This is a genomic window from Stenotrophomonas sp. 8(2023), from assembly GCF_030345295.1.
Lineage (GTDB): Bacteria > Pseudomonadota > Gammaproteobacteria > Xanthomonadales > Xanthomonadaceae > Stenotrophomonas > Stenotrophomonas muris.
In genome coordinates, this window is record NZ_CP128404.1 from 952,600 (window position 1) to 972,281 (window position 19,682).

Here is a 19,682-nt window from a genome sequence, read left to right on the forward strand (position 1 = left end):
AGCTGGCGGGGCCCGCATGCCGCGGGCTCCGCCACGTGGAGCTGCCCGCCGATGGATCACTTCGCTGCCCTGCGTGCACTGCGCGCCATCGTCGATGCGGGCAGCTTCACCGCGGCAGCCGAGCGCCTCGGTACCACCCACTCGGCGATGTCGCGGCAACTGCGGCAGCTGGAAGAACACCTGCAGGTGCGCCTGCTCGATCGCAACAGCCGCCGGCTGTCGTTGACCGAGGCCGGGCGCGACTACTACCGTGAGGCGGCAACGCTGCTGGACCGCCTGCAGGAAGCCGACGACCGTGCCCGTGCCGGGCAGGCGCAGCCCAGTGGAAGCGTGCGGATCAGCGTGCCGCAGGTGGTGGCCAGCCAGGAGCTGCCGCACTGGCTGCCGTCATTCCTGCAGCGTTACCCCCAGGTCACGCTGGACCTGTCGGCCGATGACCAGCTGGTCGATGTGGTCGGTGGTGGTTTCGACCTGGCCCTGCGCATCGCGGTTTCACTGCCGGACAGCCAGCTGGTCGCGCGCGAGCTGGCCAGCTGCCCGCGCATCCTGGTCGCCGCACCGGCCTACCTGGCACGCCACGGACTGCCGCGGCAGGCAGCGGACCTGGCTCATCACACGCTGCTGGGTTTCAGTCCCACGCCAGCACTGCCGCCCTGGCAGTTGCAGGGGCCGCGCGGCGCAACCGCGAGCATCGAAGCCGGGCAGCGCCTGCGCGTGGATGCCACGCCCGCACTGTACGCCGCCGCGCTGGCCGGCATGGGCATCAGCCTGTTCACCGCCTTCACCGTGCAGGAGGATCTGCGCGCCGGTCGTTTGATCCGCGTGCTGCCGGCCTGGCATGCGGGCCAGCGACGCTACTTCGCGCTGTACCCGCATGCACGTGCACTGGCGCCCAAGGTGCGTGCGCTGGTCGAGCATCTCGCGGCGCACTACGCTGCACAGGAGAGCGCGGCAGGGTAGTCGCGCGGTTGCAGCCGGGGTGATGATGGAGTCGGTGTATCTGCTGGTCGCGCTTGGCGCGATCGTCGCCGGATTCGTACAGGGCCTGTCCGGTTTCGCCTTCGGGATGGTAGCGATGTCGTTCTGGGCATGGGGGCTGGAGCCGCGACTGGCCGCTGCGCTGTCGGTGTTCGGCGCGCTGGTCGGTCAGCTGGTGGCCGTGTTCACCGTGCGGCGGGGCTTCAACCTGCGCCTGCTGCTGCCGTTCGTGCTGAACGGCCTGGCGGGCATTCCGCTCGGCGTGATGGTACTGCCACACCTGGACATGGACTGGTTCAAGGCGCTGCTGGGCGGCTTCCTTGCGCTGTGGTGCCCGGTGATGCTGATGGCGCGATCATTGCCGCCGATCCGCGTGGGTGGTCGTATCGGTGACGCGATCGCCGGCATGGCAGGTGGGGTGCTCAGCGGCATCGGCGGTTTCGCCGGACCGGTGCCGACGCTGTGGAGCACGCTGCGTGGCTTCGGCAAGGACGAGCAGCGCGCGGTCATCCAGAACTTCAACCTGGCGATGCTGGCAGTGACCATGGCCACCTATGTCGGCAGCGGCCTGGTGAGCCGGCAGATGCTGCCGTACTTCGCCATCGTGGCGCCGGCGATGCTGGTGCCGACCCTGCTGGGTGCGCGCGTCTACATCGGCATCAGCGAGGCGCGCTTCCGGCAGATCGTACTGAGCCTGTTGACCGCGTCGGGCATCGCATTGCTGGCGTCGTCGATGCCGGCGCTGCTGGCGCGGTCGTAACCGGTTGAACGTCAGGTCGGGCGGAACATGCGGAAGCGCTGTCCGGCACCGATGCGGAAGTAGTCGGCAGGCCCGCCGCCGCGCAGGATCGGGGCCGCCGCAGCGGTGTCGTAGATGCCATCGACCAGCAGCCGTTCATCGATATGCACCGTCACCACTTCGCCCAGCACCAGCCAGCCGTTGGTGTCCTGGCCGGCGGCATCGCGCAGGCGGACGATCTGCGTGCAGCGGCATTCCATGCTTACCGGGCTCTGTGCCACGCGGGGCGGTGTGACCTGCGTTGAGGCCAGTGGCGTCAGGCCGGCAAGGACGAACTCGTCGACATCCGGCGCGACCGCACGGCAGCTTTCGTTCATCGCCTCGGCCAGGTCGAAGGTGGCCAGGTTCCACACGAATTCACCGGTGGCTTCAATGTTGCGCAGCGAGTCTTTGCGGCCCTGGCTGGAGAAGCCGATGATCGGCGGGGTGTAGTTGAAGGCGTTGAAGAAGCTGTAGGGCGCCAGGTTCAACGTGCCCTGTGCGTCGCGGCTGGAAATCCAGCCGATCGGGCGCGGGCCGATGATGGCGTTGAACGGGTCATGCGGCAGACGGTGGCCCTCTGCCGGGCGGTAGCTGTGGAAGGTGTCGGGCATGGGGGCAGGGGACGTGTGGGCTTGCTCGACTCTACAAAAAAGCCGCGACCCTTGCGGATCGCGGCTTGTCTCTCTCGGCGTGGCTGGACTCAGCGCTGCTGGATCTTCGACAGCAGGCGCAGGAACTCCACATACAGCCAGACCAGGGTCACCATCAGGCCGAATGCGCCATACCACTCCATGTACTTCGGCGCGCGCTGGGCCACGCCGGTTTCGATGAAGTCGAAATCCAGCACCAGGTTCAGCGCCGCCACGACCACCACGAACAGGCTGAAGGCGATGCCCAGCCAGCTGGAGTCGTGGATCACCGGCACGTTGATGTTGAAGAAGCCCAGCACGAACGAGGCCAGGTAGAGCAGGGCGATGCCGCCGGTGGCGGCGACCACGCCCAACTTGAAGTTCTCGGTGGCCTTGATCACGCCGCTGCGGTACGCGAACAGCAGCGCAAACAGGGTGCCGAAGGTCAGCAGCACGGCCTGGAACACGATGCCCGGGAACTTGGCGTTGAACAGGGCCGAGATGGCGCCGAGGAACACGCCTTCCACCAGCGCATACATCGGCGCGGTGACCGGCGACCATTCCTTCTTGAAGATGGTGATCAGCGCCAGCACCAGGCCGCCGATGGCGCCGCCCATGGCATACAACCTGGCTCCGGCCATGACCTGGCCGTAGTCGTCGATGGTCTGGTTCCAGGCGAAAGCGGCCGTCAGCACGGTCAACAGCAGCAGGAAACCGGTCTTGTTGACGGTGCCGTTGAGGGTCATTGCCTGGTCGGGGCTGGTCACCACCGAGCCGCTGGCGAGGTCGAGGAAGGTCGACTCGGAAAGAGCCGGGTTGCCGCTGCGCATGCGTGTTCTCCGTGCGAATGAGGGTCAGGACGGCCATCCGGCCGATGGGCGTGAGCATAGCCGATGACTGCTTTCGGCGTTGTGGCAGGCCGCGGAACTGCGCATCCTTCGTTGACAGTTCCCAACGCGCTTGGCGACAATGACCAACTCCCCGGGCCTGACCCGAGGGGATTGCAAGACCGGGGTATAGCGCAGTCTGGTAGCGCGCCTGCTTTGGGAGCAGGATGTCGGGGGTTCGAATCCCTCTACCCCGACCAATCCCACGTCACGTCGGATTGGACACCGTTCCGGTTCGGGCGCCCGTAGCTCAACTGGATAGAGCACCGGCCTTCTAAGCCGGCGGTTACAGGTTCGATTCCTGTCGGGCGCGCCATTGGCGGGACAGCGGGATCGCATCGGCGGATGTGAAGAAGTGCTTGCAAAAGCGTAAAGACTCCACCAGAATATCGGACTCGCTTCGGCGGACCGGAACTTCGGTGACAGTCTCCAGGCAAGGTTTCAAGGTTCCAGTGCTGGCGGTATCGGCGGTGGAGCGAAAGTTTCAGTGGTGGCTGTAGCTCAGTTGGTTAGAGTACCGGATTGTGATTCCGGTGGTCGGGGGTTCGAATCCCCTCAGCCACCCCACTGATTCAACCGCATCGGCGCAGCCGAAACGGTATTGCAATAAACAGAAAGCACGCTACAATGTGCGTCTGAGTTTCACGGGCCGTTAGCTCAGTTGGTAGAGCAGTTGACTCTTAATCAATAGGTCCAAGGTTCGAATCCTTGACGGCCCACCAAGACGGAAGCCACCTGGTACGCCAGGTGGCTTTTTTCTTATAGGTGTGACCCTTTCGTTTCAATGGGCCACACGTTGCAGGGCCCCGCCTGGCGTGGATCTGCAGCGCATCGGGATCGCAGTGCTGGTTTCAACGATGTTGAAGAAAGTGCTTGCACCCACCGAGCGGATCGGGTCATAATTCGCGCCCCGATTTCGGGCTGTTAGCTCAGTTGGTAGAGCAGTTGACTCTTAATCAATAGGTCCAAGGTTCGAATCCTTGACAGCCCACCAGACGAAAGCCACTTGGTCATCCAGGTGGCTTTTTTCTTGCCCGCACGCCGGGTTGCGCTTCATCCACGCATGGCGTGGATCCACTGAAGCAGTGCTGAAATCAGGGGCATACGCGTCATCAGTGCTTTCAATGCTGTGCACTGCTTCTCACCGCATGGCGTCCTGCATCGCACCCAATAGATCTTCCGCGCCGATGGCGCATGCAGGAAGGAAGATGTTGATGGCTGAGATCACTCGATTGCACGGCACGGTGTGGGTTCCCTTCGCGTTGATGGCACTGGCGGCCTGCACGCCGGGCAATGATCCCGCGCAGGCTGTCGAGCGTGATGCGGGCGCAGAGCGCATTCCGGCGCGCCAGATCGACGACGCCATGCAGTTGCGGCCGGCCCGGCCCGCGGAGGGGGAGGTCCTGCCCGGCGCGGTGGACGTACAGCGCAATGCGGACGGTTCGGTGGATGTGCGCAGGGCTGCGCCGGCGTCGGTGGCCCTGCGTCGCACCGACGATGGGGGCGTGGAGGTCCGGAAGGTGGATGCGGCCGTCGACCCGGGCTCAGGCGCGGCGCCGGCCCGCACGGTACCGCAGCAGTAGGCTGCGGCCAGCCCGGCGGTCGCGCACCCGCCGGGCTGGCCGCGATGCAGCGATGGCGCGGAGCGTAGTGGATTCAGCTTTGTGCAGGCCTTCCGATTCCAGTCGCCGCCTGCGACAATGAACACCTGTGCCGGCCACGCGAAAGTGGCGGAATTGGTAGACGCCCTGGATTTAGGTTCCAGTGCCGCAAGGCGTGGGGGTTCGAGTCCCCCCTTTCGCACCAGTGCCGGCCTGTCCCCGCCCTGATCGGGCCATCGGCGCCCCCTTGACCGGCACGCGCTGGCAGTGCAGGCCGAATTGGGCGAAACTAAAGGGCTGCGGCAAGCAGGCGCGTCCCAGACGTCGTGTCCTAACAACCGTTTCATCCCAATCATCGAGCCGGGGGCCTGGGCCACCGGTGGCAGGAGTCAACATGCAAGCTTCGATCGAATCCACCGGCAACCTGGAACGCCGCCTGAGCTTCTCGCTGCCGGAAGAGCGTCTGCAGAGCCACATCGCCGGCCGCCTGGGCGAAATCGCCCGTACCACCCGCATCAAGGGGTTCCGTCCGGGCAAGGTGCCGGCCAAGGTGATCGAGCAGCGCTTCGGCGCGCAGGTCCGTGGCGAGGCGCTGGACGGCCTGCTGCGCGAGACCTTCGACGCGGCCGTGCGCGAGCACGACCTGCGCGTCGTCGGCAGCCCGCGCATCGACAAGGGCGACGAGGGTGAGTTCTCCTTCGTGGCCACCGTGGAAGTGGTGCCGGACTTCGGCGACATCGACGTCAGCAAGCTGACCGTCGTGCGCCACACCGCCGAGATCACCGACGCCGACATCGACCAGATGATCGAGAACCTGCAGAACCAGCGTCGCACCTGGGCCCCGGTCAGCCGTGGCGCGCAGGACGGCGACCTGGTCGCGGTGGAAACCTGGTCGCAGGCCGGCGAAGAGCGCCTGCCGGCCGAGGGCACCGAGAAGGGTTCGATCGTGCTCGGCCAGGGCATGATGTTCGACACCATCGAAAAGGGCCTGGTCGGCCTGGCCAAGGGCGAAGAGAAGACCCTGGACGTCGAGTTCCCGGCTGACTGGCGCGTGCCGGTGCTGGCCGGCAAGACCGTGCAGGTCACCGTCAAGGTTGCCGACGTGTCCGAGCCGGTCGTGCCGGCGGTCGACGAAGCCTTCATCAAGAGCTTCGGCGTGAAGGGTGGCGACGTCGAGCAGTTCCGCAGCGACATCCGCGCCAACCTGGAGCGTGAGCTGAAGGGCGCGCTGATGAACCGCCTGCGCCGCGAAGTGGGCGAGCAGCTGATCGCGGCCTACTCGTCGGTGGAAATGCCGCCGCGCCTGGTCGAGAACGAAGCCCGCGCCATGCTGGCCCAGCAGGTCGAGCAGCTGCGTCGCAACGGCCAGAACGTCGGCGAGATCCCGGCCGATGCCCACGAAGGCTTCAAGGACGCCGCCGCCAAGCGCGTGCTGGTCGGCCTGCTGGTCGGTGAAGTGGCCCGCATCAACGACCTGCGCCTGGAAGCCAAGCGCCTGAACGAAACGATGCGTCTGATCGCCTCGACCTACGAAGAGCCGGAGCAGGTCATTGAGATGTACCGTAACGACCCCCAGCTGATGTCTGGCCTGCAGAACCGTGTGATGGAAGAGCAGGTGATCGACTGGATCGCCGAGCGTGCCCAGCACACCGAAGAGAAGCTGTCGTTCCAGGACGCGATCCGCCAGTAAGCCGGCGGATCACCGGATGCCCCGCGCCTTTGCCGGCGCGGGGTTGTTGCCCCCCAAGATAGGTACCTCACGTAATGGACAACCGAACCAAAGCCCTGAACCTGGTTCCGATGGTGGTCGAGCAGACCAGCCGCGGCGAGCGTGCCTACGACATCTATTCGCGCCTGTTGAAGGAGCGCCTGATCTTCCTCGTGGGCCCGATCGACGATCACATGGCCAACGTGGTGGTGGCGCAGTTGCTGTTCCTGGAATCGGAGAACCCGGAAAAGGACATCAACATCTACATCAACTCGCCGGGTGGCGTGGTCACCGCCGGCATGGCGATCTACGACACCATGCAGTACATCAAGCCGAATGTGAGCACCACCTGCATCGGCCAGGCCGCCTCGATGGGCGCCCTGCTGCTGGCCGCGGGCGAAGCCGGCAAGCGCTATGCGCTGCCGAACTCGCGCGTGATGATCCACCAGCCGCTGGGCGGCTACCAGGGCCAGGCCACCGACATCGACATCCACGCGCGTGAGATCCTGACCCTGCGTTCGCGCCTGAACGAGATCCTGGCCAAGCACACCGGCCAGTCGCTGGAGACGATCGCCCGCGACACCGAGCGCGACAACTTCAAGAGCGCCTTCGAGGCGCAGGCCTACGGTCTGGTCGACCAGGTCCTGGAGCGTCGTCCGGATGAGTCGATCCAGGCCGGTTGACCGGCCTTCACGGGGCCAGGGAGGCCCCGTTCCTGCAGGGTCGGGCGGGACTGGTGTCCCCTCGGCCCTGTGCTATTCTCGAATCGAACCCCCGTTCAGCGGGTGGGGTAACTGGGTAAGCGAAGCATGAGCGAAGACCGCCAAGGTCGTTCCACGGACACCGGCAAGATCCTCTACTGCTCTTTCTGCGGCAAGAGCCAGCATGAAGTGCGCAAGCTGATTGCGGGTCCGAGCGTATTCATCTGCGATGAGTGCGTGGAGCTGTGCAACGACATCATCCGTGAGGAACTTGAGGAAAAGGCGCAGTCGGCGCGCAGTTCGCTGCCCAAGCCGCGCGAGATCCTCGAGGTCCTCGACCAGTACGTGATCGGCCAGAACCGCGCCAAGCGCACCCTGGCCGTGGCCGTGTACAACCACTACAAGCGCATCGAGAGCCGGCAGAAGAACGACGACGTCGAACTGGCGAAGTCGAACATCCTGCTGGTCGGCCCGACCGGTTCGGGCAAGACGCTGCTGGCCGAAACCCTGGCCCGCCTGCTCAACGTGCCGTTCACCATGGCCGACGCCACCACGCTGACCGAAGCCGGTTACGTGGGCGAGGACGTGGAGAACATCATCCAGAAGCTGCTGCAGAAGTGCGACTACGACGTCGAGAAGGCACAGCAGGGCATCGTCTACATCGATGAAATCGACAAGATCTCGCGCAAGAGCGAGAACCCGTCGATCACCCGCGATGTGTCCGGCGAAGGCGTGCAGCAGGCCCTGCTGAAGCTGATCGAAGGCACCGTGGCCAGCGTTCCGCCGCAGGGCGGGCGCAAGCATCCGCAGCAGGAATTCCTGCAGGTGGACACCAAGAACATCCTGTTCATCTGCGGCGGCGCGTTCGCCGGGCTGGACAAGGTGATCCAGGCCCGTTCCACCGACGTCGGCAGCATCGGCTTCGGCGCCAAGGTGAAGAGCAGCGAGCGCAAGCAGGAAGTGGGCAAGGTGCTGGCCGAAGTCGAGCCGGAAGACCTGATCAAGTTCGGCCTGATTCCGGAGTTCGTCGGCCGCCTGCCGGTGGTGGCGACCCTGGAGGAGCTGGACGAGCCGGCCCTGATCAAGATCCTGACCGAGCCGAAGAACGCCATCACCAAGCAGTTCAAGAAGCTGTTCGAGATGGAGAACGTCGAGCTGGAGTTCCGTCCGGACGCGTTGTCGGCCATCGCCAGGAAGGCGCTCAAGCGCAAGACCGGTGCCCGTGGCCTGCGCACCATCGTCGAATCGGTCCTGCTGGACACCATGTACGACCTGCCGTCGCAGGAAAACGTCAGCAAGGTGGTGGTGGACGAATCGGTGATCGAGCACAAGTCCGAGCCGTACCTGATCTACCAGACCCCGGCGGTCCCTGAACAGAAGGCCGCAGGCGCCGAGTGATCCTTCCAGGTTGTTGATTGGAAAGGATTTTCAAGGAATGCCTTGCATCTGAAAGCCGATGGCCCCATAACGGGGCCATCGGCTTTTTTTGTCTCCGGAAGATGCCCTCCCGGAGGCGGTTTTCCCCCTTCCCTGGAGCCCCCATGGCCCGTTCCCCAAGTGAAACCCTCGACCTGCCGGTCCTGCCGCTGCGCGACGTAGTGGTGTTCCCGCACATGGTCATTCCGCTGTTCGTCGGCCGTGACAAGTCCATGCACGCGCTCGAACAGGCAATGGAGGCGGACAAGCGCATCCTGCTGCTGGCGCAGAAGTCGGCCGAAACCGACGACCCGCATGCGGCCGACCTCTACCAGGTCGGTACGCTGGCGCAGGTGCTGCAGCTGCTGAAGCTGCCCGACGGCACCATCAAGGTGCTGGTCGAAGGCCTGTCGCGCGTGCAGGTCACCCACGTTGACGAGCGCAACGGCTCGCTGCACGGCCAGGCCGTGGAGATCGACGCCAGCGACGAGCGCGAAGCGCGCGAGGTCGAGGCGATCGCCCGCTCGCTGATGTCGCTGTTCGAGCAGTACGTGAAGACCAACCGCAAGCTGCCGCCGGAACTGCTGCAGACGCTGTCGGGCATCGATGAGCCGGCGCGCCTGGCCGACACCATCGCCGCGCACATCAGCGTGCGCCTGGCCGACAAGCAGCGCCTGCTGGAAACGCTGGCCGTCGGTGACCGCCTGGAGATGCTGGTCGGCCTGGTCGACGGCGAGATCGACGTGCAGCAGATGGAGAAGCGCATCCGCGGCCGCGTGAAGTCGCAGATGGAGAAGAGCCAGCGCGAGTACTACCTCAACGAACAGATGAAGGCCATCCAGAAGGAACTGGGTGACCTGGACGATGCGCCTGGCGAGCTGGAAGAGCTGGCGCGCAAGATCGCCGAGGCCGGCATGCCGAAGGCCGTTGAGGCCAAGGCGCGCAACGAGCTGAACAAGCTCAAGCAGATGTCGCCGATGTCGGCCGAAGCGGCGGTCGTGCGCAACTACCTGGAGTGGTTGCTGGGCGTGCCGTGGAAGAAGCGCAGCAAGGTTCGCAAGGACCTGAAGGTGGCGCAGGACACCCTCGATGCCGATCACTACGGGCTGGAGAAGGTCAAGGAACGCATCCTTGAATACCTGGCGGTGCAGTCGCGCGTGAAGCAGATGAAGGGCCCGATCCTGTGCCTGGTCGGGCCGCCGGGCGTGGGCAAGACCTCGCTGGGACAGTCGATCGCCAAGGCCACCAACCGCAAGTTCGTGCGCATGTCGCTGGGCGGCGTGCGTGACGAGGCCGAGATCCGTGGCCACCGTCGCACCTACGTCGGTTCGATGCCGGGCCGCATCGTGCAGAACCTCAACAAGGTCGGCAGCAAGAACCCGCTGTTCGTGCTCGACGAGATCGACAAGATGTCGATGGATTTCCGCGGCGATCCGTCCTCGGCGTTGCTGGAAGTGCTCGACCCTGAGCAGAACAACGCGTTCAACGACCACTACCTGGAAGTGGACCTGGACCTGTCTGAAGTGATGTTCGTGGCCACCTCGAACTCGCTCAACATTCCCGGCCCGCTGCTGGACCGCATGGAAGTGATCCGCATCCCCGGCTACACCGAGGATGAGAAGCTCAACATCGCCACCCGTTACCTGGTGCCCAAGCAGGTCAAGGCCAACGGCCTGCAGCCCGAAGAGCTGGAGATCGGCAGTGACGCCATCCAGGACATCGTGCGCTACTACACGCGCGAGTCGGGCGTGCGCAACCTGGAACGCGAGATCGCCAAGATCTGCCGCAAGGTGGTGAAGGAGATCGCGCTGGCCGGCCCGCAGCCGGTGAAGGCGAAGAAGGGCGCGAAGAAGAAGGCGCTGGTGAGCGTGTCCAGCAAGAACCTGGACAAGTACCTGGGCGTGCGTCGCTTCGACTTCGGCCGTGCCGAGGAAGAGAACGAGATCGGCCTGGTCACCGGCCTGGCCTGGACCGAGGTGGGTGGCGATCTGCTGCAGATCGAATCGACGCTGGTGCCGGGCAAGGGCCAGCTGATCCTGACCGGCCAGCTCGGCAACGTGATGAAGGAATCGGCTTCAGCGGCGCTGTCGGTGGTGCGTTCGCGCGCCGTCGGCTTCGGCATCGACAGCGACTTCCTGCAGAAGCACGACGTGCACCTGCATGTGCCCGATGGCGCTACGCCGAAGGACGGCCCGAGTGCCGGCGCGGCGATGGTCACCTCGCTGGTATCGATGCTGACCAAGGTGCCGGTGCGTGCCGACGTGGCGATGACCGGCGAGATCACCCTGCGTGGTCGCGTCACGGCCATCGGTGGACTGAAGGAGAAGCTGCTGGCCGCACTGCGTGGCGGAATCCGCACGGTCATCATTCCCGAGGAGAACCGCAAGGACCTGGCCGACATCCCGGCCAACGTCACCCGCGATCTGGAGATCGTGCCGGTGAAGTACATCGAAGAAGTCCTGGACCTGGCGCTGGAGCGTCCGTTGGCACCGAAGAAGGCGCGCAAGAGTGCGCAACGTGTCACGGTGCGCAGCAAGGCCAAACCGAGTGGAAACGCGCGCGTCAAGCATTGACGCGCGCTGTCCAATGGCCCGAAACCCGCGTCGTTGCTGGCTTTCCAGCTTGCGTGGGGGTAGGGCCACTGGTATAAAAGCAGCACTCGCGAATGAGTGATCGCAGTCTGGCGATCGCTGAATTCGGCGAACCGTTTCCACATGGCGGCCGCATGCAGAGCGCGTGCGGTTGCTTCCCTGTCGAATAAGCGGAACCCACCGCCAAAGGAGTTGTAGAGAATGAACAAGACCGAATTGATCGATGCCGTTGCTGAAGCTGCAGACCTGACCAAGGCCGAGTCCAGCCGCGCTGTCGATGCCGTCGTTGCTGCCGTCACCAAGGCGCTGAAGGACGGCGATGCGGTCACCCTGGTTGGCTTCGGTACCTTCCAGGTCCGCGACCGTGCTGCCCGCACCGGCCGCAACCCGAAGACCGGCGACACCATCAAGATCGCTGCTTCGAAGAATCCGTCGTTCAAGGCTGGTAAGGCCCTGAAGGATGCTGTAAACTAAGCGGCTCGCTGGGGTGCTTAGCTCAGCGGTAGAGCGTCTCCTTTACACGGAGAGGGTCGGGGGTTCGAAACCCTCAGCACCCACCACAGCACCGCGGTAAAAGTTTGAGTGTGGAGCGGTAGTTCAGCTGGTTAGAATGCTGGCCTGTCACGCCGGAGGTCGCGGGTTCGAGTCCCGTCCGCTCCGCCATTCAACGAGGCCTCCGGCCAAAAGCTGGAGGCTTTGTTTTCTCCCGGTCCAGGCCGGCTGAAAGCAAAAAAGGTAACAACGCGGAGCGGTAGTTCAGCTGGTTAGAATGCTGGCCTGTCACGCCGGAGGTCGCGGGTTCGAGTCCCGTCCGCTCCGCCACTACATCGAGGCCCCCGGCCTGAAGCTGGGGGCCTTGTCTTCTCACCGACAGGTTCGGAAGGAAGGCGAAAAGGTTTTTGCAAGAACGGAGCGGTAGTTCAGCTGGTTAGAATGCTGGCCTGTCACGCCGGAGGTCGCGGGTTCGAGTCCCGTCCGCTCCGCCATTGCAGAATTCTTAAGTCCCTGTGAAAAAACTTTGAAAAAAGTGTTCATCGGGCTGGGTTTCCAGACAGTCTTCGGATATACTGGGCGCCTGCAAAGTTCAAGCGCGGAGCGGTAGTTCAGCTGGTTAGAATGCTGGCCTGTCACGCCGGAGGTCGCGGGTTCGAGTCCCGTCCGCTCCGCCAACTTCAAAAGCCCTCGGCGCAAGCCGGGGGCTTTTTCTTTGCGCCATGGTGGAAATGGCCGACACGCGGATGGCGCATGCCTGCCGATGTGGGCGCAGGCCGCGCTGGCGCTGCTTTTGGTCCCTGCGGCGAAGCGGGTTACACTGCCGGGCTCGCCAATAAGGCCTTGTGATTCCTCACCATGCTGCAGAAACTCCGCGACAAGACCTCAGGCTGGATCGTCACTGTGATCCTGGGGCTGCTGATGATTCCGTTCCTGTTCGTGATCGACAACAGCTACCTCGGTGGCGTTGGCGCACAGAACGTGGCCAAGGTTTCCGCGCCGCCGACCTGGTGGCGTTCGGCGCCGTCGTGGTGGCCGGTGCGCATGCTGTGGCAGCACCACGAGATCAGCTCGCAGGATTTCCGCACGCGTTTCGAGCAGGAGCGCATGCGTGAGCGCCAGCAGCAGGGCGACAACTTCGACCCGCGCGCGTTCGAGAGCACCGAGAACAAGATGGCCGTGCTCGACCAGCTGATCGACGAGCAGGTCGTGCGCCTGGTCGGTGAGCAGGCGGGCGTGGTGATCGGCGACGGCGCGGTGCGCGAGTACATCGCGACCATGCCCGCATTCCTCGATTCGAACGGCAAGTTCAACGAGAACAACTATCGCCTGGCCCTGGCCGGCGGCAACCCGCCGCGTACGCCGACCCAGTTCCAGGAGCTGGTGCGCGAGAGCCTGCAGCAGTCGGTGATTCCGTCGGGCCTGCAGAGCTCCGGCTTCGTCACCCAGGCAGAGACCGAGCGCCTGTTGAAGCTGCTGGGCGAAACCCGCGACGTCGAGCTGGCCGCGTTGCCGCCCGTACCGGCCGATACCGCGCCGGTCACCGATGAGCAGATCAAGCAGTGGTACGACAGCCACGGCAAGGATTTCCGCCAGGCCGAGAGCGTGTCGCTGGAATACGTCGAGATCAACGGCGCGAACCTTCCGGCACCGGCGGCGGCCGATGAAGCCACCCTGCGCAAGCGCTATGAAGACGAGAAGGCGAAGTTCACCTCGCCGGAGCAGCGCCAGGCCTCGCACATCCTGATCACCGGTGACGGTGCAGAAGCCAAGGCGAGCAAGATCGCTGCCGAAGCCAAGGCCGCTGGTGCCGATTTCGGCGCGCTGGCCAAGGCCAATTCGGAAGATCCGGGCTCCAAGGACCAGGGCGGGGACCTGGGTTGGGTCGAGCGCGGTGCGATGGTGAAGCCGTTCGAGGACGCGCTGTTTGCGGCCAAGGCCGGTGACGTGATCGGCCCGGTGAAGACCGAGTTCGGTTACCACATCATCAAGGTGGCCGCTGTGCGCGGTGGCCAGGGCAAGTCGTTCGAGGAAGTGCGTGACACGCTGGCCGCCGAACAGCTGAAGGCCGACGGTGAGCGCGGCTTCAACGAGCTGGCCGGTCGCCTGGTCGATGCCATCAACAAGAGCCCGAGCGACCTGGCCGCTGCGGCCAAGGAAGTGAACCTGCCGCTGCAGACGCTGGGCCCGATCACCCGCGCGACCGCCAGTGGCATTGCCGCTGACCCGGCCGTGCTGCGTGCGGCGTTCTCCGACGTGCTGGTGCAGGACGGCACCGCCAGTGACCCGATCGCCCTGGGGGGCGCGACCAACCACAGCGTGGTCATCCGCGTGGCTGCGCACACCCCGGAACAGGCCCTGCCGCTGGACAAGGCTCGTGACCAGGTGATCGCCGCGATCCGCGCTGACCGCCAGCGCCAGGCCAGCGACAAGGCGGCCGATGCGATTCTGGCCAAGCTGAAGGCGGGTGCCACCCTGCAGTCGCTGGCCGCCAGCGAGAAGCTGCAGCTGAGCCCGATGCCGGGCCTGCCGCGCAGCCAGCCGGTGCCGACCCCGGAAATCAACCGCGCGATCTTCAGTGCGCCGGTGCCGGCCGAAGGCAAGCCGAGCTATGGCAAGGTCGACGTCAATGGCCACGCACTGCTGTTCGCGGTGAACAAGGTCAATCCGGGCGACATCAAGGAAGTGACTGCAGAGCAGCAGAAGCAGCTGAAGGAACAGCTGAGCCAGATCGATGGCATGGCCGCGGCCAAGGCCTACATCGAGGCGATGCGCAAGAAGTTCGTGATCCAGACCACCGAGGCGAACCTGTAAGCCTTGCGGCTGCATCCATGAGAAAGGCCCGGCACTGCCGGGCCTTTTTTTGTGCGGGCGCTGCTGGAAATCGAATTGTAGAGCCGAGCCCGTGCTCGGCTGGTCATGAACCCCGACAAGTCGCAGGCAAGAAAAAAGCCGAGCATGGGCTCGGCTCTACAGGAGGGCCCTGGCCTACGCGTCAGTCTTCGACGCGCAGCACGGCGCCCGGCTTCAGCACGCTGCTGCCGCTCAGGCCGTTCAGCGACAACAGGGCCTTGACCGGCATGCCGTAGCGGCGGGCGATGGTCCAGGCCGACTCGCCATCACGCACGGTGTGGCGGCGGCTGCGCGGACGATCGGCGATCGCGGCGACGGTCTTGGCCACCTGCGACGTCGGTGCTGCGGTGGCGACCGGCGCAGCGCTGGCGACCAGGGCGGATGCGGTGTCCGCCACCGTCGCATTGGCAGCCGAGACAGGGGCCAGCACGCGGGTGGTACCCGACGAGGCGCGGCCACCGCCCGCAAGGGCGGGGTTGAGGCGGGCGATCCTGGCCGGGTCCAGGGCGCGCTGTGCGGCCCACTGCTGGACGCTGGTGCCGGCGGGCAGGGTGTGGTCCTTCAGCACCGGCACGGTGCGGTCCAGCGAGGCCATCACGCCCGGCTGGTCTTCCACGTCTTCCAGCACGCAGGCCAGGGCATGCAGCTTCTCGACGTAGGCATGGGTGACCGGCGACAGGCCGGGCAGCGCCGACGGCTTGGCGTTCTGCGCGTTCATGCCCGCCTTGCGCATGGACTGCAACACGCGGTACTCACCGGCGTTGTAGGCCATGGTGGCCAGGCGCCAGTCGCCGCCGAACATGCCGTGCAGGGTCTTCAGGTAGCGCACTGCGGCCTGGGTGGAATCGACCGCCGACAGGCGGCCGTCGTAGCCGTTGGCCATGGGCACGCGGTGGTTGCGCGCGGTGGTGGCGATGAACTGCCACAGGCCGGTCGGGCCGCTGCCATTGCGGGCATTGGGCCGGTAGCCGCTTTCCACGAACGGGATCAGTGCGAATTCGGTAGGCAGGTTGGCCTTGCGCAGCTCTTCAACCACGTAGCCGAACAGCACCAGCGCATCGTCATCCTGGTTGGCCAGGCGCGACGGGGCGTGGGCGAACTGCTTCTGCCAGCGCGGGCTGGTGGCCTCGGCATTGCAGGTGGGCTCGGCCAGGCCGTCGCGGAAGCTGGAGAAGATCTCCTGGCCATTGCGGACCGACGCGGCCGGCAACGCGGCCGGATCCAGCGGCAGGGCCGCCGCGGCGGCCAGGTTCTGGCCGATGCCCGCGCCCAGCGACTGGGCACCGGCGGTTCCGGCCAGCCCCAGGACCAGGCCCAGGGCCAGCGGCAGACTTCGGCGCATCATGCGCGGAAGCCGTCTTTCCAGTGCCGGAGACCGGCCATGACGTCGACGTCGTCAACGACGTCGCGGCCCAGGTGCGCCGACACTGCCGCGCGGATCGGCGCCGTGTGCACGCGCAGGAACGGATTGCAGTCGAATTCGTTGGCCAGGGTTACCGGCAGGGTGGAACGGTCATCGCGGCGCATGGCCAAAGCCTCCTCTTGGCGCTGCCACAGGGCAGCGTTGGCGGGGTCGACATGCCGCGCGAAGACGGCATTTGACACGGTGTACTCGTGGGCGCAACAAAGCAGCAGTTGCGCGGGCAAGGTACCCAGCTTGCGCATCGATGCCAGCAGCTGGGACGGCGTACCTTCGAACAGGCGTCCACAGCCCAGGCTGAACAACGAATCTCCGCTGAAAAGATGTTCAGCAGTGTGAAACGCGATGTGGCTGCGGGTATGCCCGGGCACGGATAGTACGTGGAACGTCCGGCCCAGTGCCTGAACGCGTTCACCTTCGCCGACCCGCTCGGTCGCTGCAGGGATGCGCTCCTCGACGGGCGCGATGACCCGTACACCGGGAAAACGTGCCTGCAACGCGGGCACGCCACCGATGTGGTCATCGTGGTGATGGGTGAGCAGGATCGTGTCCACGCGCAGGCCCTGATCGGCCAGCGCAAGCACCGGCGCGGCATCGCCGGGATCGACGACCACGGCGGCGCCAGCGTCGTCGATCAACGTCCAGATGTAGTTGTCCGCAAATGCGGGCAGGGCAGTCAGTCGCATAGAATTGGACCATGCCCGCGCTGCAGAGCACCCGTCAAGCGAGCCAGGCCCCGTGGTTCGACACTGAACCGGCGGGCTCCTTGCGCGTGCTGGAGCGGCAGTTGCTGCTGCCGCAGCTGTCTGTCCTGCCGACGCAGCCCTGGCTGTGGATCGCACCGAGTGCGGCCTGGCTGGAGGATGCGCAGCTGGGCGGGCGCGGGCTGCGGCTGTTCCGGCAGGGCCAGGGCTATGCCGGCGACACCCGCTGTGCGCTGCCGCTGCCGCTGGCCAGCGAGAGCGTCAACGCGGTCGTGCTGCAGCATGTGACCGCGGGCGATGCGGAGCGACTGCTGGACGAGTGCGAGCGCGTGCTGATGCCGGGCGGCCACCTGTGGCTGAGCAGCCTCAACCCGTTCAGCCCTTACCGCACGCATTGGCGCCAGCACGGACTGGTGGTGCGCACGCCACAGCGGATCCGCCTGCTGCTCGGCCGCCACGGGCTGGAGTGCGACGATATGCGTTACCTCGGCCCGCTCTGGCGCGGTGCAGGCAGTCGCCGCACGGGCGGTTGGGCGCCGCTGCGCGCGGCCTGCCTGTTCCATGCTGAAAAGCGCACGCTGGCCCTGCCCGGGCCGAAACCGTTGCCGGTGCGTTGGCTCGGCACCGTTGCCACCTGATCTGGAGTTGTATTGAAAACCATCGAAATCCACACCGACGGTTCCTGCCTTGGCAATCCCGGCCCCGGCGGCTGGGCTGCGCTGCTGCGCTACAAGGGCCACGAGCGTGAACTGAGCGGCGGCGAAGCGCACACCACCAACAACCGGATGGAGCTGATGGCGGCCATTTCCGGGTTGGAGACGCTCACCGAGCCCTGCAACATCGTGCTCTATACCGATTCGCAGTACGTGCGGCAGGGCCTGACGCAGTGGCTGCCCGGCTGGATCCGCAAGAACTGGAAGACCGCCGGCGGCGACCCGGTGAAGAACCGCGAGCTGTGGGAGCGCCTGCATGCCGCGACGCTGCGGCATCAGATCGACTGGCGCTGGGTAAAGGGCCACTCCGGTGACCCGGACAACGAGCGGGTGGATACGCTGGCGCGCAACGCGGCCATCCAGATCCGCGACGCCAGCCCGGTAAACTGAGCCCATGCGTCAGATCATCCTCGATACCGAAACCACCGGCCTGGAATGGAAGAAGGGCAACCGCATCGTCGAAATCGGCTGCGTGGAGCTGTTCAAGCGCCGCCCGACCGGCAACAACTACCACCAGTACATCAAGCCGGACTGCGAGTTCGAACAGGGCGCGCAGGAAGTCACCGGCCTGACCCTGGAGTTCCTGGCTGACAAGCCGGACTTCGCGCAGATCGCCGATGAGTTCCTGGCCTTCATCGATGGCGCCGAGCTGATCATCCACAACGCGGCGTTCGACCTGGGCTTCCTCGACAACGAGCTGTCGCTGCTGGGCCCGCAGTACGGGAAGATCACCGATCGCTGCACAGTGATCGATACCCTGGTGATGGCGCGCGAGCGCTTCCCGGGCCAGCGCAATTCGCTGGATGCGCTGTGCAAGCGGCTGGGCGTGGACAACTCGCACCGTGCGCTGCATGGCGGCCTGCTCGATGCGCAGATCCTGGGCGACGTCTACATCGCGCTGACCTCGGGGCAGGAAGAGATCGGATTCGGCCTGGGGGATGACGATGGCGGTGGCGCCGGTGCGGCGCTGCAGGCCTTCGATACCAGCAAGCTGCTGCCGCGCCCGCGCGTAGTGGCCACGCCGTCGGAGCTGGAAGCGCATGCCGCGCGGCTGGAGCGGCTGCGCAAGAAGGCCGGCCACGCACTGTGGGATGGGCCGAAGGTGGAAGAGCCCGCCAGCGCGTAATGCCGGGAATGATGTAGTGCCGGCCGCTGGCCGGCATCTGCGTGAACACGTTTCCCGGTGAGCCGGCCAGCGGCCGGCACTACCGCCTCCACGCATGGCGTGGATCTACGGGTTAATGGCAGCGCACCAGGATCACGCTGATGTTGTCGCGGCCACCGCCGTCGAGCGCGGCGGCGACCAGCGTGTCCACGCATTCCTGTGCGCTTGCATCCTCGAAGGCGAGGGTGCGGGCGATGCCGCGGTCGTCCACTTCCTCGGTCAGGCCGTCACTGCACAGCAGCAGCTGCATGCCGGGGCGCAGCTCGCCGCTGGTGGTGGCCACGTTCAGATGTGCCGGATCGGTGACGCCCAGCGCCTGGGTGACCACGTTGCGATGTGGATGCGCGCGTGCCTGTTCGGCCGTCAGGTTGCCCTGCGCGACCAGTTCCTGCACCACGCTGTGATCCTGGCTGAGCTGTGCCAGCTGGCCGTCACGCCAGAGGTAGGCACGGCTGTCGCCGACCCATGCCACTTCATAGCGATTGCCCTGCACGCGTGCGGCGACCACGGTGGTACCCATCGGCAGGGTGTCGTTGCGCCGCCGCGAGGCGCGGATGATCTCTTCGTCGGCGGTGCGGATGGCCTGGGCCAGCGGCGCGCCACGGCGGATCTCGCGCACGATGGTTTCGCGCGCCAGCGCGCTGGCCACCTCGCCGCAGGCGTGGCCGCCCATGCCATCGGCCACCAGCCACAGGGCCAGCTCGCTGTCACCGTAGTAGGTGTCTTCGTTGAGCTCGCGGCGCAGGCCGGGGTGGGTGAGGTGTCCGAATTCGATCATGGTGTGCAGGGGCGGGGTATTGCTGGGGAGACAGGCATCATCGGGGGGCTGCGGGCATCCGGCAAGGCATGCATCCAGGAAATTTTCACTTCATTGACCGGAATGACTTGTCGTCGGCCTGACTTCCTCGTATGATGCGCGTCCCCGGTCCGCCGGGGACCACCCGGAGAGGTGGCAGAGTGGTTGAATGTACCTGACTCGAAATCAGGCAGGCGTTTATAGCGCCTCGGGGGTTCGAATCCCCCCCTCTCCGCCAGATAAAGAA

Annotated in this window: 17 protein-coding genes and 12 tRNA genes; 24 read left to right on the top strand and 5 right to left on the bottom strand. The window is 65.6% G+C overall.

Annotation, left to right across the window (positions count from 1 at the left end; genetic code table 11):
- Positions 1–51 precede the first annotated feature (51 nt).
- Together QP609_RS04320 and QP609_RS04325 are read left to right on the top strand one after the other, a co-directional pair.
- On the top strand, positions 52–960 hold the full coding sequence (locus QP609_RS04320; RefSeq protein ID WP_164077915.1) for a LysR family transcriptional regulator: 909 nt from the start codon (positions 52–54) through the stop codon (positions 958–960).
- 25 nt (positions 961–985) lie between these two features.
- The gene (locus QP609_RS04325) at positions 986–1,738 is read left to right on the top strand and encodes a sulfite exporter TauE/SafE family protein (protein WP_197621616.1); all 753 of its coding nucleotides are present in this window, start codon (positions 986–988) and stop codon (positions 1,736–1,738) included.
- A gap of 11 nt (positions 1,739–1,749) precedes the next feature.
- Here the strand turns inward: QP609_RS04325 and QP609_RS04330 are convergent, their stop codons facing one another.
- Complete coding sequence (locus QP609_RS04330) at positions 1,750–2,370, bottom strand: flavin reductase family protein (protein ID WP_014646094.1); 621 nt, start codon at positions 2,368–2,370, stop codon at positions 1,750–1,752.
- 89 nt (positions 2,371–2,459) lie between these two features.
- Positions 2,460–3,218: a Bax inhibitor-1/YccA family protein gene (locus QP609_RS04335; protein WP_014646095.1), complete on the bottom strand. Its 759-nt coding sequence runs from the start codon at positions 3,216–3,218 to the stop codon at positions 2,460–2,462.
- A 180-nt stretch (positions 3,219–3,398) separates the two neighbouring features.
- Here QP609_RS04335 and QP609_RS04340 point away from each other — a divergent pair.
- The 18 genes from QP609_RS04340 (at position 3,399) to QP609_RS04425 (ending at position 14,598) form a co-directional block, all read left to right on the top strand.
- Positions 3,399–3,475 (top strand) — tRNA-Pro (locus tag QP609_RS04340).
- Between the two features lie 39 nt (positions 3,476–3,514).
- Positions 3,515–3,591 (top strand) — tRNA-Arg (locus tag QP609_RS04345).
- A gap of 174 nt (positions 3,592–3,765) precedes the next feature.
- Positions 3,766–3,842 (top strand) — tRNA-His (locus tag QP609_RS04350).
- Between the two features lie 79 nt (positions 3,843–3,921).
- Positions 3,922–3,997 (top strand) — tRNA-Lys (locus tag QP609_RS04355).
- A 196-nt stretch (positions 3,998–4,193) separates the two neighbouring features.
- Positions 4,194–4,269, top strand: a tRNA-Lys gene (locus QP609_RS04360).
- 220 nt (positions 4,270–4,489) lie between these two features.
- Positions 4,490–4,858, top strand: a complete 369-nt coding sequence (locus QP609_RS04365) for a hypothetical protein (RefSeq protein ID WP_014646096.1) — start codon at positions 4,490–4,492, stop codon at positions 4,856–4,858.
- A 138-nt stretch (positions 4,859–4,996) separates the two neighbouring features.
- Positions 4,997–5,081 (top strand) — tRNA-Leu (locus tag QP609_RS04370).
- Between the two features lie 189 nt (positions 5,082–5,270).
- Entirely contained in the window at positions 5,271–6,566 is a 1,296-nt protein-coding gene (gene tig, locus QP609_RS04375; protein WP_014646097.1) for a trigger factor, read from the top strand.
- A 74-nt stretch (positions 6,567–6,640) separates the two neighbouring features.
- Positions 6,641–7,267, top strand: coding sequence for an ATP-dependent Clp endopeptidase proteolytic subunit ClpP (clpP, locus tag QP609_RS04380; RefSeq protein WP_019659528.1), 627 nt, complete (start codon positions 6,641–6,643; stop codon positions 7,265–7,267).
- 126 nt (positions 7,268–7,393) lie between these two features.
- Positions 7,394–8,683 (top strand): ATP-dependent Clp protease ATP-binding subunit ClpX, encoded by a 1,290-nt coding sequence (gene clpX / locus QP609_RS04385; protein WP_014646099.1) that lies wholly within the window; start codon positions 7,394–7,396, stop codon positions 8,681–8,683.
- A 143-nt stretch (positions 8,684–8,826) separates the two neighbouring features.
- Positions 8,827–11,274: an endopeptidase La gene (gene lon / locus QP609_RS04390; protein WP_014646100.1), complete on the top strand. Its 2,448-nt coding sequence runs from the start codon at positions 8,827–8,829 to the stop codon at positions 11,272–11,274.
- 219 nt (positions 11,275–11,493) lie between these two features.
- The gene (locus QP609_RS04395) at positions 11,494–11,766 is read left to right on the top strand and encodes an HU family DNA-binding protein (protein WP_004146343.1); all 273 of its coding nucleotides are present in this window, start codon (positions 11,494–11,496) and stop codon (positions 11,764–11,766) included.
- 11 nt (positions 11,767–11,777) lie between these two features.
- Positions 11,778–11,852: transfer RNA gene (locus tag QP609_RS04400), tRNA-Val, on the top strand.
- 26 nt (positions 11,853–11,878) lie between these two features.
- Positions 11,879–11,955 (top strand) — tRNA-Asp (locus QP609_RS04405).
- 82 nt (positions 11,956–12,037) lie between these two features.
- Positions 12,038–12,114, top strand: a tRNA-Asp gene (locus QP609_RS04410).
- A gap of 87 nt (positions 12,115–12,201) precedes the next feature.
- Positions 12,202–12,278 (top strand) — tRNA-Asp (locus QP609_RS04415).
- 106 nt (positions 12,279–12,384) lie between these two features.
- Positions 12,385–12,461 (top strand) — tRNA-Asp (locus tag QP609_RS04420).
- A 181-nt stretch (positions 12,462–12,642) separates the two neighbouring features.
- Entirely contained in the window at positions 12,643–14,598 is a 1,956-nt protein-coding gene (locus tag QP609_RS04425; protein WP_046429130.1) for a peptidyl-prolyl cis-trans isomerase, read from the top strand.
- 181 nt (positions 14,599–14,779) lie between these two features.
- Here QP609_RS04425 and QP609_RS04430 read toward each other — a convergent pair whose 3' ends face one another.
- Positions 14,780–15,982, bottom strand: a complete 1,203-nt coding sequence (locus QP609_RS04430; protein WP_197621615.1) for a lytic transglycosylase domain-containing protein — start codon at positions 15,980–15,982, stop codon at positions 14,780–14,782.
- Complete coding sequence (gene gloB / locus QP609_RS04435; RefSeq protein WP_014646155.1) at positions 15,979–16,743, bottom strand: hydroxyacylglutathione hydrolase; 765 nt, start codon at positions 16,741–16,743, stop codon at positions 15,979–15,981. Before gloB ends, QP609_RS04430 begins: the two co-directional genes overlap by 4 nt.
- An 11-nt stretch (positions 16,744–16,754) precedes the next feature.
- Here gloB and QP609_RS04440 point away from each other — a divergent pair, with 11 nt between their 5' ends.
- Genes QP609_RS04440 through dnaQ form a run of 3 tightly spaced genes read left to right on the top strand, consistent with a single transcriptional unit; the run spans position 16,755 to position 18,600 of the window.
- A complete protein-coding gene (locus QP609_RS04440; protein WP_041863105.1) occupies positions 16,755–17,399 on the top strand; it encodes a methyltransferase domain-containing protein in 645 nt (214 codons plus the stop codon).
- Between the two features lie 12 nt (positions 17,400–17,411).
- Positions 17,412–17,864, top strand: a complete 453-nt coding sequence (gene rnhA, locus QP609_RS04445) for a ribonuclease HI (RefSeq protein ID WP_014646157.1) — start codon at positions 17,412–17,414, stop codon at positions 17,862–17,864.
- A gap of 4 nt (positions 17,865–17,868) precedes the next feature.
- The gene (dnaQ, locus tag QP609_RS04450; protein ID WP_014036152.1) at positions 17,869–18,600 is read left to right on the top strand and encodes a DNA polymerase III subunit epsilon; all 732 of its coding nucleotides are present in this window, start codon (positions 17,869–17,871) and stop codon (positions 18,598–18,600) included.
- Positions 18,601–18,712: 112 nt separating this feature from the next.
- Here the strand turns inward: dnaQ and QP609_RS04455 are convergent, their stop codons facing one another.
- On the bottom strand, positions 18,713–19,417 hold the full coding sequence (locus QP609_RS04455; RefSeq protein WP_014036153.1) for a PP2C family serine/threonine-protein phosphatase: 705 nt from the start codon (positions 19,415–19,417) through the stop codon (positions 18,713–18,715).
- Positions 19,418–19,582: 165 nt separating this feature from the next.
- Here QP609_RS04455 and QP609_RS04460 point away from each other — a divergent pair.
- Positions 19,583–19,673 (top strand) — tRNA-Ser (locus QP609_RS04460).
- Positions 19,674–19,682 lie beyond the last annotated feature (9 nt).

Excerpts from the sequence above, each read along its gene's own strand:
- clpX (WP_014646099.1), top strand. The coding sequence starts at position 7,394 with ATGAGCGAAGACCGCCAAGGTCGTTCCACGGACACCGGCAAGATCCTC.
- dnaQ (WP_014036152.1), top strand. The coding sequence starts at position 17,869 with ATGCGTCAGATCATCCTCGATACCGAAACCACCGGCCTGGAATGGAAG.
- gloB (WP_014646155.1), bottom strand. The coding sequence starts at position 16,743 with ATGCGACTGACTGCCCTGCCCGCATTTGCGGACAACTACATCTGGACG.
- QP609_RS04335 (WP_014646095.1), bottom strand. The coding sequence starts at position 3,218 with ATGCGCAGCGGCAACCCGGCTCTTTCCGAGTCGACCTTCCTCGACCTC.
- QP609_RS04395 (WP_004146343.1), top strand. The coding sequence starts at position 11,494 with ATGAACAAGACCGAATTGATCGATGCCGTTGCTGAAGCTGCAGACCTG.
- clpP (WP_019659528.1), top strand. The coding sequence starts at position 6,641 with ATGGACAACCGAACCAAAGCCCTGAACCTGGTTCCGATGGTGGTCGAG.
- QP609_RS04425 (WP_046429130.1), top strand. The coding sequence starts at position 12,643 with ATGCTGCAGAAACTCCGCGACAAGACCTCAGGCTGGATCGTCACTGTG.
- QP609_RS04440 (WP_041863105.1), top strand. The coding sequence starts at position 16,755 with ATGCCCGCGCTGCAGAGCACCCGTCAAGCGAGCCAGGCCCCGTGGTTC.
- QP609_RS04325 (WP_197621616.1), top strand. The coding sequence starts at position 986 with ATGGAGTCGGTGTATCTGCTGGTCGCGCTTGGCGCGATCGTCGCCGGA.
- QP609_RS04430 (WP_197621615.1), bottom strand. The coding sequence starts at position 15,982 with ATGATGCGCCGAAGTCTGCCGCTGGCCCTGGGCCTGGTCCTGGGGCTG.
- QP609_RS04365 (WP_014646096.1), top strand. The coding sequence starts at position 4,490 with ATGGCTGAGATCACTCGATTGCACGGCACGGTGTGGGTTCCCTTCGCG.
- tig (WP_014646097.1), top strand. The coding sequence starts at position 5,271 with ATGCAAGCTTCGATCGAATCCACCGGCAACCTGGAACGCCGCCTGAGC.
- QP609_RS04320 (WP_164077915.1), top strand. The coding sequence starts at position 52 with ATGGATCACTTCGCTGCCCTGCGTGCACTGCGCGCCATCGTCGATGCG.
- lon (WP_014646100.1), top strand. The coding sequence starts at position 8,827 with ATGGCCCGTTCCCCAAGTGAAACCCTCGACCTGCCGGTCCTGCCGCTG.
- QP609_RS04330 (WP_014646094.1), bottom strand. The coding sequence starts at position 2,370 with ATGCCCGACACCTTCCACAGCTACCGCCCGGCAGAGGGCCACCGTCTG.
- QP609_RS04455 (WP_014036153.1), bottom strand. The coding sequence starts at position 19,417 with ATGATCGAATTCGGACACCTCACCCACCCCGGCCTGCGCCGCGAGCTC.